Annotated in this window: 15 protein-coding genes and 1 pseudogene; 4 read left to right on the top strand and 12 right to left on the bottom strand. The window is 66.4% G+C overall.

Annotated features, from left to right (window positions below):
- Nucleotides 1-3: 3 nt before the first annotated feature.
- The 7 genes from ACQEVG_RS21360 to ACQEVG_RS21330 all read right to left on the bottom strand — a co-directional run bounded on the left by ACQEVG_RS21360 (nt 4) and on the right by ACQEVG_RS21330 (nt 2985).
- Nucleotides 4-348: a hypothetical protein gene (locus ACQEVG_RS21360; RefSeq protein ID WP_432986348.1), complete on the bottom strand. Its 345-nt coding sequence runs from the start codon at nt 346-348 to the stop codon at nt 4-6.
- The gene (locus ACQEVG_RS21355) at nt 348-866 is read right to left on the bottom strand and encodes a hypothetical protein (protein ID WP_432986346.1); all 519 of its coding nucleotides are present in this window, start codon (nt 864-866) and stop codon (nt 348-350) included. Before ACQEVG_RS21355 ends, ACQEVG_RS21360 begins: the two co-directional genes overlap by 1 nt.
- Nucleotides 866-1345, bottom strand: a complete 480-nt coding sequence (locus tag ACQEVG_RS21350) for a hypothetical protein (RefSeq protein WP_432986344.1) — start codon at nt 1343-1345, stop codon at nt 866-868. The genes ACQEVG_RS21355 and ACQEVG_RS21350 overlap by 1 nt, the downstream gene beginning before the upstream one ends.
- Before the next feature lie 93 nt (nt 1346-1438).
- Entirely contained in the window at nt 1439-1864 is a 426-nt protein-coding gene (locus tag ACQEVG_RS21345; RefSeq protein ID WP_432986342.1) for a hypothetical protein, read from the bottom strand.
- A complete protein-coding gene (locus ACQEVG_RS21340) occupies nt 1861-2289 on the bottom strand; it encodes an HK97 gp10 family phage protein (RefSeq protein WP_432986340.1) in 429 nt (142 codons plus the stop codon). The genes ACQEVG_RS21345 and ACQEVG_RS21340 overlap by 4 nt, the downstream gene beginning before the upstream one ends.
- Nucleotides 2289-2705, bottom strand: coding sequence for a DUF6093 family protein (locus tag ACQEVG_RS21335; protein WP_432986338.1), 417 nt, complete (start codon nt 2703-2705; stop codon nt 2289-2291). The genes ACQEVG_RS21340 and ACQEVG_RS21335 overlap by 1 nt, the downstream gene beginning before the upstream one ends.
- Nucleotides 2695-2985, bottom strand: coding sequence for a hypothetical protein (locus ACQEVG_RS21330; protein WP_432986336.1), 291 nt, complete (start codon nt 2983-2985; stop codon nt 2695-2697). The genes ACQEVG_RS21335 and ACQEVG_RS21330 overlap by 11 nt, the downstream gene beginning before the upstream one ends.
- A gap of 87 nt (nt 2986-3072) precedes the next feature.
- Here ACQEVG_RS21330 and ACQEVG_RS21325 point away from each other — a divergent pair, with 87 nt between their 5' ends.
- The gene (locus ACQEVG_RS21325; RefSeq protein ID WP_432986334.1) at nt 3073-3297 is read left to right on the top strand and encodes a hypothetical protein; all 225 of its coding nucleotides are present in this window, start codon (nt 3073-3075) and stop codon (nt 3295-3297) included.
- A gap of 98 nt (nt 3298-3395) precedes the next feature.
- On the opposite strand, the gene ACQEVG_RS21320 is transcribed toward ACQEVG_RS21325, so the two are convergent.
- On the bottom strand, nt 3396-3584 hold the full coding sequence (locus tag ACQEVG_RS21320; protein WP_432986332.1) for a hypothetical protein: 189 nt from the start codon (nt 3582-3584) through the stop codon (nt 3396-3398).
- Nucleotides 3585-3638: 54 nt separating this feature from the next.
- Here ACQEVG_RS21320 and ACQEVG_RS21315 point away from each other — a divergent pair.
- The 3 genes and pseudogenes from ACQEVG_RS21315 to aspS form a co-directional block, all read left to right on the top strand.
- Nucleotides 3639-4085, top strand: a pseudogene (locus ACQEVG_RS21315) (class I tRNA ligase family protein); the annotation flags it as partial.
- A 501-nt stretch (nt 4086-4586) separates the two neighbouring features.
- Nucleotides 4587-5189 (top strand): hypothetical protein, encoded by a 603-nt coding sequence (locus tag ACQEVG_RS21310; protein ID WP_432986330.1) that lies wholly within the window; start codon nt 4587-4589, stop codon nt 5187-5189.
- 469 nt (nt 5190-5658) lie between these two features.
- Entirely contained in the window at nt 5659-6981 is a 1323-nt protein-coding gene (gene aspS, locus ACQEVG_RS21305; protein ID WP_432986328.1) for an aspartate--tRNA(Asn) ligase, read from the top strand.
- Nucleotides 6982-7051: 70 nt separating this feature from the next.
- On the opposite strand, the gene ACQEVG_RS21300 is transcribed toward aspS, so the two are convergent.
- From ACQEVG_RS21300 to ACQEVG_RS21285, 4 genes are read right to left on the bottom strand one after another with little or no spacing between them, the layout of a single operon-like run.
- Nucleotides 7052-7843 (bottom strand): hypothetical protein, encoded by a 792-nt coding sequence (locus ACQEVG_RS21300; RefSeq protein WP_432986326.1) that lies wholly within the window; start codon nt 7841-7843, stop codon nt 7052-7054.
- A gap of 17 nt (nt 7844-7860) precedes the next feature.
- Nucleotides 7861-8757 carry a radical SAM protein gene (locus ACQEVG_RS21295; RefSeq protein ID WP_432986324.1) on the bottom strand — a complete coding sequence of 299 codons (897 nt, stop codon included), beginning with the start codon at nt 8755-8757 and terminating at the stop codon, nt 7861-7863.
- Nucleotides 8754-10055, bottom strand: a complete 1302-nt coding sequence (locus tag ACQEVG_RS21290; protein WP_432986322.1) for a radical SAM protein — start codon at nt 10053-10055, stop codon at nt 8754-8756. The genes ACQEVG_RS21295 and ACQEVG_RS21290 overlap by 4 nt, the downstream gene beginning before the upstream one ends.
- 5 nt (nt 10056-10060) lie before the next feature.
- Complete coding sequence (locus ACQEVG_RS21285) at nt 10061-10417, bottom strand: hypothetical protein (RefSeq protein ID WP_432986320.1); 357 nt, start codon at nt 10415-10417, stop codon at nt 10061-10063.
- Nucleotides 10418-10537: the final 120 nt, after the last annotated feature.

Raw genomic sequence — 10537 nt, 5'->3', positions numbered from 1 at the left:
CCTCTACGTGTCGTCGTCGCGGTTCAGGTGCTCGTACGCCTGCCGGGGCAGGAGCGTGACCTTGATGCCGTAGCCGGCCCGGCCCTCGGGCACCCGGTCGCGTTCCTGGGCGATCAGCTCGCAGCCGGGGCAGCGCACGGTGTCGGTGACGTACGCGTGCTTGTCGTGCTGCCACTCGCCCATGCGGGTACGACAGTCCGGGCAGACGCTGCGCTGCCACTCCTGCCAGGCCAGGGCCTTGGCCCGGTCCAACTCACTCCAGTGGCCGTCGCCGCCGAGGAACTGCGAGTGCGGGATGCCGTACTGCTCGCACATCGCCAGCTCAGACCTCAGCCGCGGGTCGGCCATCAGCCTTTTCCCAGCTCCGTACGGGACTCCTGCTGCACCTGCCAGGCGGCCTCCCAAAGAGCGTTCGCATCCGGGGCCGACCACGAGTCGAGGAGTTCGCGGGCCTCGGTCTCGCTCATGCCGTCGACGCTGGAGGCTGTGATCAGGGCGGCGGGGAAGGTGTCGGGATTGAATGCAGCGCCGTCGGCGGCCTGTTGGTCGGTCGGTGGGTGGACATTGATCAGCTCTTCGAGGACCGGGCGAGGCAGCGCCCGGAAGGACAGGTAGACCGAAGCCGCGTTGAGGGCTTCGGCCGCGATCTCGCGACGCTCGGCGGCCTGCGTCGCCCGGGCGGCAAACACCGCGTTGTCCGGGTCGCTGTCGGCGAGGAGCTGGGCACGGTCGGCGGCGCGCTTGGCTTCGTCGTACTCTGTGCGCCGCGCTGCGTCGTCGCAGATCTGCAGAACGCGCTCTGGCAGGGAGCGGCGGCGCAGCCGCTCCATCTTCTGCTCCCAGGACAGGGGGCTCTTCGTTGCCATCAGCTGCCCGCACCCGAAGCAGCAGGCACCGCGGCATCCAGCGCCGGGGGTGAAGTGATCGAGAAGATCGCCTGGAACTTCGCCGCCTCGTTGCCTGCGTTGTACTGCGCGGCGCGGGAGGCGACCTGAACCGGGAAGCTGTCCAGGGCCTTCGAGCCGGGGATGTCGCCCTTGCGCAGGAACACCACGAAGCCGATGGCGCCCTTGGGTAGCAGCGTCTCGATCGTGTCGCTGAGCTGGTCCTCGTAGAAAGTGATCGAGGAGTTGTCGGCCTTGTCGTTGCCGGGGATGGAGGACGAAAACGTCGACGCCATGTCGGGCGTCTCGATCGACTCGTTCGTCAGAGACCAGCCGTCGACATCACTCATCGCCTCGGTCAGGTCGGTGGCGTTCGGGGCGGTGAGTTCCGCACGAGTGGGGATGTTGTTGGTGGCGGCGACTTTCTTCAACCAGTAGATCTTGGTGATGCCGCGCCGCATGAAGCGCTGCTGAGCCACGGACACTCCGAAAGGAGAGAACCTCGCCGGGCTCATCCGCCGGGCGTCCGCGTGGCTCCGCGGTGAGTCTGTAGATCAGGCTGCGGGTGTCACGGTGATCGTGAACCGCTGCACGTAGGAAACGATATTGCCGTACGACCCGTCAACCGGGTCTCCGTCGGCTTCGTACGTCAACTCCCGGTCGATCACCCGCATTCCGGGTACTGCAAGGCTCCTGACACGGTCGGCCACCACCGTCCGTACGCGATCACCGAGCCACTGCACCTGATCCGCCCGCTCACCGACACTGGTCGCCTGGTACGTCCACGTCGCATCGGCCTGCCAGTCACCGAACGACGGACCGGAGAACTCGCCCGGCAGGCTGTCCAGAATCAGATACGGGAAGGCGGCCGGCTGCCCGTCCGCCGCGAGGGGCAGTACCCCCAACCCGCACGGCCGCCCGGTCCCGTCGGCAAGCACTACGACAAGCGCCCGCGTCAGCGGAAGCCGTGGCGGGCTCACCGCGGCAGCACCCCCTTGCGCAGAGCATCCAGAAACCCCGGCTGGGTCTGCCGGAACGCGGGCTCGATGTGCGGGAAGGGAGGCTGCCGGTACTGACGCCCCAGCCTGTCGACACCGACGAAGCCGTACTCCAGCCGCCGCTGCTGCGGCGCGTCGGTGAACACAACGCCGCTCACCTGACCACCGCCCACGGTCACCTTCACGTCCCATGAGGCCCGATACCGCCCGGTGATCACATTCGGTCCAGGCCGCCCCGAGGCATTCCTCTGGATCCGCACCCGAAGCAGCATGGCGTGATGCCTAGTGATCGCCCGCGTGCGGGCCCGCACGGCGGGGCCCAGCCTCGCCAGGGCTGCCGACAACTCAATCGGGTCCCGGAACGCCACTGCGTCCGGATGAGCATTGGGATGCAGATTCGGTGGCATCAGGCCACCACCTGGAGCCGCACGACCCGTACCACAGCGAAGGTCCCGACGTTGGCATCGGCTACCCGGAAGCGACGTCCGACGAGCTGGGCGTCTCGTGTCGAACCGTGGACTGTGATTACGTCGTCGTCGCGCGTCCGCGGAGCGTCGAGGGGTAGCAGGGCTTGATAAGAGGTGGCCGCCGGAAGCACTGCGACCGAGCCATCCAGGGGGGTCGTGATCGCGGGCTGGCCAAGCGGCACGATGGCACCGGGCCCTGCCCAGACGAGCTCGGTGTCCGACTCGGCCGGCCTCAGCTGGCCGGTAGTCTCATCGAGCACGTCGTCCGAACTGCCACCTGTGTCCCGCCACACCTGCAGTTGGTCGTCGAGCATCGCTTCCACAACACGACGCACGCCGGAGAGGTCAAGCGCCACGGGCCCACTCCGCGAGCTGCCGCAGCACGGCCGCCGTCCCGCCGCCCCGCACGTTCTCCAGGTCCAGACGAGCGAGCGCCGCCCGCTCCACCTCCAACGGGTCTAGCGCCTCCAGGAAGGCAGCGGCCGCGGCCCCAGGATCGGCTGGGACGCCGATCTCAACCTTCGCCAGGAGATCAAGTTGGGTCGGCCATGTCCCAGTCGGCTTTAGCTGCAGCACGACGCGGGGCAGGTCGTGCGGATCGGCATGCACGTCGACGGCAGTGACGTGAGTGCTCACGTCTTGACCGTCCACGGCGAGCGCGTAGGAACGGCCATCGAAGGTCATCTGAAATCGGTTTGGCGTCGTCACCGGCGGAGCCTACCCGTGAGCCAGCTCACGCCCACAGGATGGATCTCCCCAGAGCGGATTCAGCAGTCCATCAACGACGAGATCGACAAGGTCGCCGGACAGCACGTCGACGTACCCTCCACGCTCCGCCCCGACCAACCCGACAAGATCTCCGAATTCGTAGATGACCTCGGGCTGAGCAAAGGCAAGTCCCGTAAGGTCTCCGACACGGTGATGGCACTGCTCAACACACGCCGCTGATCAGCGGAATCGTCCCAAGGAGTACGTCACCGGACCATTCCCCACTGCCGGAGCAGACCCATGCCTGAGACCCCGCCCCCTGGCTTCCGAGCCCCGAGCTAAGGGCGCTCCTCTTCACCGACTTCGACGGCGTCGGCGAAGATCCGGACGACGTCATCGCCGATGCACTCGACGGCGGGTACACCGGCCGCACGGAGGGCCTGGTCACGATCCTCCGAGACGAGACGGCCGACCCCGCCGGACGGCTCCTCGCCTGCTGCGCCACTCACCAGCTGGGCGGACCCCATCGGCTACGACACCGTCACCGGGCCGCCTCGATCCGGCTGGTCGAGGTGCCACGCGAGGCGGAAGCCAAGCTGGGCGAGGAGATCGCACGGCTGCTCGCCGAGTACGAGGAGCACATGGAGGCCCTCCAGTTCCGCAAGGCCGCGGCCGCGCTGCGCGCCCTGTGGTCCGCGGGCAACTCCTACCTGGAGGAGAAGGCCCCCTGGCTGGAGATCAAGACCGACCCCGACGGCGCCGCGCTGACCCTGCGTACGGCGATGAACCTGATCCACCTGTACGCCGTCGTCTCCGAGCCGTTCATCCCGACCTCGGCGGCTGCCATGCGCGGCGCCTTCGCGCTGGAGGGTGACACCGCGACCTGGGTGACCGCCGAGCAGGCCAAGGCCCTGGACGCGGTCCCGACCGGGACTGCGTTCACGGTCCCGCCGGTGCTCTTCGCGAAGATCACGGAGGAGGACCTTGAGTCCTACCGCGTGCGCTTCGGCGGTGCAGAAGCCGCCTGACAATTCTTCTCGCACCCGTACCGCCCGCTCCTCGTCGGGCGGTACGGGTTTCGAGGTCACTGGACAAGTCTGCGGACGGTACGTTCATCTGCCGGATCCGAGGGGTGTCCTCATCGACCTCGATCCAGATGACGCCCGCGGCTCCGGGTACCCCTGGGGCTCGGACGTGCGCTGATGGCCATGCTCGGACTCGAGTCGAACCGCGAAGCCACGTTGCTGTTTCCACGGGCCGAACCCGCTCAGCAGCCCACAGGCAATCGTCACCCACCCACATCCGGGCCGTCCACGACGACGGCGGAGGCGCGGCCATGGAAGGTCATCTGAGAACGGTTCGGCGTCTTCACCGGAGGAACCCCCGGGCCCGACGGCAAGCCGAAGAAGTTGGCTGGACCGAGGACATGGACTCTGCCTCTCGGAGATCATGAGACCGAACGCAGCCTGAAGTACTGGAAGTTAAGCACTCGTGGCGCGGCCGCCGTCCTTTCAAGAGAGCAGGAGCCAATGACGTCCGCCTCAGACAACAAAGGCACTCCCACGACCAACGGCACCACCGCAGGCAACATCGGTATGGGCATCAGCTGCCTCGGCGTCCTCCTCCTCGTCATCGCCATCTGGGCCGGCAGTAGCTTCGGCTACCCCGGACTCTTCACCTTCCTTGCTGGGCTCTTTGTCTTCGGCCTCTCCCCCGAGGGGCGAGCGGCCCAGGGCCGGCGCAAGGCCACCGAGCAGTCCCTACCCAGCGGCGCGAGAAAGCTCCTCGATCTTCGGATTTCCGGTACTCACGCGTCAGCCCCTGGCCAGGAATCGATCAGCATCGTTGGAGCTCGCGCCGCAGTTGAGTCGTCAGGAGCTATCGCACGACGCGCGACCGTGACCCGCATGGTCGCCGGCGCCGCCCTGGCAGGCCCCGTTGGTGCCGTCATCGCTGGTCTCGGTGCCAAGAAGAAGATCGACGATCGGCACATCTTCGTAGTCATCGAAAACCCAAGCGGGGCCCAGCTCCTTCTCGCCGCCGACAAGAAGAAAGATGCAGAAGTGCGGCGGTGGGCTGCCCGGTTCAACACCTGGTCCAGCTCAGATAGCGGCCAGGATGCGTCTTCCTGACCCACAGGGCAGGCGAACGCTTCTCGCGACCGCTCAGCTGCTCGTGGGGACACTGCCGTGGGGAACAACGGACACGAATCCTCAGATTCGGACCTTTGCGTGCCAGCTTCGTTCACCGGATACGCAATTCGTCAGTACTGCTCGGTGAGAGGGATCTTGTTCCGTTGCCGTCGGAGCAGAGGCGCCTCTATCCTCGTATGCAACGCGTTGACGGAGACGAGTAGCCGCGGGATCCGCGAGCCGAGAGAGCTGCCAGTAGCTGTGAAGGCAGTCTCGCGCCCCTTGGTGAAGACCCTCCTGAGCGCGGGGAGGAACGGCCCTGCGGGCCCTATGCCCCGCCGGCTGGCCCCCGTCATCGGGCACGAATGAGGCCGCCGCTGTCTGGTGGCGGCAAAGGCGTGGTGGCACCGCGAGTACCCTTCTCGCCCGCGCTCCCAAGGGATCATGACGACGCCCTTGGAGGGCTGCGATGATCCACCCGACTACCCGCGTGTTGGTCGCTGACCTGCGAGAACACATCGGCCAGACCGTCTCGATCTCCGGCTGGGTGAACACTCTCCGTCTGCAGCGCAAGATGCAATTCGTCCTCGTGCGGGACCACACCGGCACGGCCCAGGTGACACACAAGCGTGGCGGAGAAGGCGACGAGCTGGAGGAACAGCTGGAGCACCTCACCACCGAGTCCGCTGTGCGGATTGTCGGCCGTGTCGTCGACAATGACGTGGTCAAGCTCGGCGGCCTGGAGATCATCCCGGAACTTGTCGAGGTCCTGAACCGGGCCGAGACCCCGCTGCCGATCGACGAGCAGACGGGACTGGAGCAGCGTCTCGACTGGCGCTTCCTGGATGTACGCAAACGGCCAACGGCCCAGCTGCTGTTCGCCGTGCAGACCACGCTGGAGCAGGGCATGCGCGAATACGCGTACGGCCAGGGCTGCACCGAGATGCACACTCCGAAGCTGATGGGCACTGCCTCGGAGTCCGGTGCGGAGGTTTTCAAGCTCGGTTACTTCGACCGCTCCGCCTATCTGGCCCAGTCGCCACAGTTCTTCAAGCAGATGGCGATCGCGGCCGGCATCGATCGGGTCTTCGAGATCGGGCCGGTGTTCCGTGCCGAGCCGTCGTTCACCTCGAGGCACGCCACCGAGTTCACCGGGGTCGACGCGGAGCTGGCGTGGATCTCCGACGTCGAGGACGTGATGGTCTTCGAGGAGCAGATGCTCGCGCACGCCATCGCGAAGGTCGCCACGGTGCACGGGAAGGCGGTCCAAGAGCACTTCGGGGTTGAGGTGGTGGTGCCGCGCACACCATTCCCGCGCATCACCATGGCCGAGACCCAGGACATCCTGCGAGCCAAGGGATGGGACCCTGAAGGCATCAAGGAGGACCTCGACCCGGAGGGCGAGCGAGGCATCGCCACACACATCAAAGAGGAGACCGGACACGAGTTCGTGTTCGTCACCCACTACCCGACGAGCATCCGGCCCTTCTACCACATGCGGCCCGCAGACCGGCCGGATCTGACCCTCAGCTTCGACCTGCTGTGGCGGGGCCTCGAGGTCACCACCGGCGCCCAGCGTGAACACCGCTATGACGTGCTACTCAAGCAGGCCGCCGAGAAGGGCATGAGCACCGAGCCGATGCAGGACTATCTGAACGCGTTCCGGTACGGGTGCCCGCCCCACGGGGGCCTGGGGATGGGGCTTGGACGTGTCTTGATGGTGCTGCTCGGGCTGGAGTCGATCCGAGAGGCCACGTTCCTGTTCCGTGGGCCGAACCGGCTCACGCCATAGGGCCCGGCAGGTCCCCGGCCCACGTGTCTGGGCTGTGCCACGAGTTCGTCGTGGCACAGCCAAGACGGGATCAGTAGCGGGTGGTACGGAGATCCCGCAGCCACGCTTCATCGGGATGCTTGTCCCAGTAGCTGCGCAGGGCCAACTCCCGTTCCGCGTAGCAGCCCTGGTGGCAGAGACCACCGTGGGAGAGCGTGACGCTCATGGCCAGGGGGGATTCGGTCGTGACCCAGTGCGGCGTGAGTGCGTGGCTCCACAGCAGCTCGCCCGGTTCCATGCGCACGGACAGACGGTCAGCGGGGTTGTGCGGCGGCGGCTCCTCGGCGGTTGTCTCCCCGATGACCGCTGCTTCGGCTGACAGGATGCGATCCGGGTCCCTGTAGCTGTGGAAGGTCTTGGTGCCTTCCACCTGCCACACCAGACCGTGTGAGTTGTCGTTGTGGTACGTCGAGGAACAGCCGGCGCTGGAGATGAACAGGATGGGCGCGCACCGCTGCCAGGTGAATCCCTGGGACGAGACGAACGTCCGCCAGGGGATCATGACCTGATCCTGAAAGTCGTGCAGCAGTCCGTCGTAGAAGCGGCTGAGATTGAAGTGCACAAGACGGAACGGCCACGTGGCGATCTCCCTGATAGGAGCGTCGCGGAAGGCGGCTGTCCGGTCCATACGGACGGCCCAGTCGTCGGTGCCCAGGACTGTGAAGCGGACTTCGTCGTCCTTTCGGATGGCGTCGAGGACGTCGATGGCTGGAGGGAACTCGAATCCGATTTGGGCGAGGTTGCCACCGATCCTGAAGTTCGGTGGTGTTCTCCATCGCTCGGTGAATTCTTCGGGAGTGGTGACGATGACGGCGGTGGACACTGGTGGCCTCGCAAGCTTCAGGGATCCGCGCGGCAGATGGCCGCGCAGTCCGGTGTGGTCCAGTCCTGCGTGCCGTGGGCGAGGAAGCGGCCGATGTCAGTTCGCGCTGCGTGAACGGCGACCCCGGACCGGCTGTACGGACACCGCCGAAGCTCGCCGCCCGCTGACACGTACAGAGCCGCAGATCGGCATGCGTGCTGCCGTTCCGGATAGAGCTGCATAGCGCGCAGAGCGACGAGGTGTTCCTGAAACCGCGGGCTGAGCAGAACGTAGCCGCCGAGGAGTTCGGCATCGCTCCGTTGCTGCTGAACGTAGTCGTAGAGCGACAGACCTTCGCGGTCGCAGGCTTTCTCGTCGAGCGTCACGGGGCTCAGTTGAATGTCGATGTCCGTGTCGCTCAGCAACTGATGGATCTCGCGGCACTCGTCGGCCGTGACCTGCCAGTACGTGAGGTGGAGCACTTTGACTGGGGTCTCGATTCCCAATAGGACCGAGACCCCGGATGACACCGAGCGTGTCGTGCGCCCGATCCTCATCGCATTGACCGAGTCGGCCGAGACGGTGACGTTCGTCAGGAGATGCGCGATCTCGCCGAGTCGGGTGACCTCGGCCGAAGTGCGGGCCGAGGTCACCACCGACACGGGCATGCCGAACTGGTGGGCAAGCCGGACGAGCTGGCGCAAGTCAGAGTGGTGCGTCGGCTCACCGCCGGTGAGGCAGATGCTCGCGACACCGATCTCCTTGAGTCGGGAGAGCGCCCGAGTGAAGGTCGCGACGTCGAGGAACCCATGCGCGCGGTCGGTGCGGAAACAGAAGCCGCACGCGACCGCGCAGTGCCCGGCCGTACTGATCAGCGCCGTCCGGAACGGAGGGTGCGCCGAAGCGGAGGGCTCGGGCACGTTTTCGGCACTCACTGCACCCCCGTGCTGTCCCAGGCGGCGATCTCGACCGTGCTGGTGTAGAAGGCGCACATCTCCGGATCCGGCGCTCCAGCACCGACCAGCGCCTGCTCGTTTCGGGACGGGCCGCCGCAGATGGCGAGCGCGGGGCAGTCCACGCATGCGTCGTACGGCGCGATCTTCTTGGCGATCGTGCTCAGGAGTTCGGGGTGGTAGCGCAGTTCGTTGAGGGTGCGGAGGAAGCTGGGTTCGGTGAAGTTGATGTCGCAAAGGCTGACTCGGTGGCCGGGGAGCAGGGCCGCGTTGAGGCTGCGGTCGCCCTGCATGTGGTCGAAGAGCATGGGGCGGCGGGTGTCCAGTGCCTGGAAGGCCCGGTCGAGTACGGAGAAGAGCATGCCGCCCTTGCCGAGGGCGACCATCCGGGCGTCGTACAGCTCTTGGGCCAAGTCCCTTCCCTTCACGAGCCAGCGTCCGCGCGAGGGGATGGGGGTGTTGGCGTAGATGAACTTCAGCCCCAGCTCGTCGATGATCCACGAGACGGTCTCGCCGAGACGCCCGATGTTGGCAGCGGTGGGGGTGAGATTGCAGCCCACGTAGAGGCCATCGGCCTCCAGCAGACGGCGCACGTTGGTGCGGATGCGGTCGTCGGCCAGTTGCCCGCCGAGGAGCTTACGGTTGACGGAGTTGACCGCTGGCGGCCCATCGATCGAGATGCCGATCCCGTATTGGTAGTGCAGGAAGTGGTCCAGCATCTCGTCAGTGAGGCGGGCGCCGTTGGTGACCACGGTTCGGCGGATTCGCTGCACCCGGTGGCGGGACGCGAGGCGATCGGCGAGTTCGTCGCCGTAGCGCATGAGGTCGAAGCGGATGGTCGGCTCGCCGCCGAACCACTGGATGGACACTTCCTCCTGGCCGGCATTCTGCTCGAAGAGGTAGGTCAGACCCTCGGCGAGCTCAGCGTGTGTCATGTCCGGCTTGCCGGAGTTGGTGTCGACGAAGCAGTACGAGCAGGCCATGTTGCACCGGTCGGTGAGTACAACGCGAAGGCCGCTGATTCGGGAGGGAGTTGGGTCAAGGTCGAGGTCTCGCAGTCGATGGTGGAGTGCTTCGCGCCGGTCGACAGGCGGGTTGTCCGGTGTGAAGCCAAGCTCGGTGAGAGCGTCGTGGGTCGCGGTCGGGGGAACCGCGGAGAGGTCATTGACCTCTCCGCGGTTGAGGTACACGCTGTCCAGCCCGACCGGGTCGAGGAGTACGGACTCCCCATCCCGGTCGTACTGAACGTACTTCCCCCACAGGAGGCGGGAGGCGGCCATGGTGATCAGGCCGCTCCCTCTTCAGCGATACCAAGCTCCGCCATGGACTTGCGGACGACCTCCTCGTAGGCGGCCTGCAGCTCGGCCGAGGCCGCGGGGGAGCCACCGTCCGCCAGGACAATCACGCCGGGCAGGCTCGGGTTCGGGGCGATGACAACGATCCCAGCGGGTGCGGTGCTGATCGCCATGATGGCTCCCTCGACCGGAACCCAGTCGAGTTCGTCCTTCACCGTCTCCATGATCTGACGCTGCCGGTCCTGGAAGGAGGCGCGCTCTCCCATCCAGACGCCGGCCTTGCTCTTGGAGTCCACGACATCCGCGTAGATGAGGTGATCGTTCTTGCTGCGACGTGGTGTCGGCATGTCCTACCTCTCCGTCGGTTCCGGAGCCTCTGTGCTCCGCGGTGAGCAGACTGCCGGGTCGCGTCGAGCAGCGGGCTGTCGTAGTGCCGCACCCATGCAGAAGCACCGTCGCTTGGGAAT

The organism is Streptomyces sp. CA-135486 (assembly GCF_050936555.1).
Taxonomy (GTDB): Bacteria; Actinomycetota; Actinomycetes; order Streptomycetales; family Streptomycetaceae; genus Streptomyces.
This window is presented reverse-complemented; position numbering and strand designations above follow the sequence as displayed.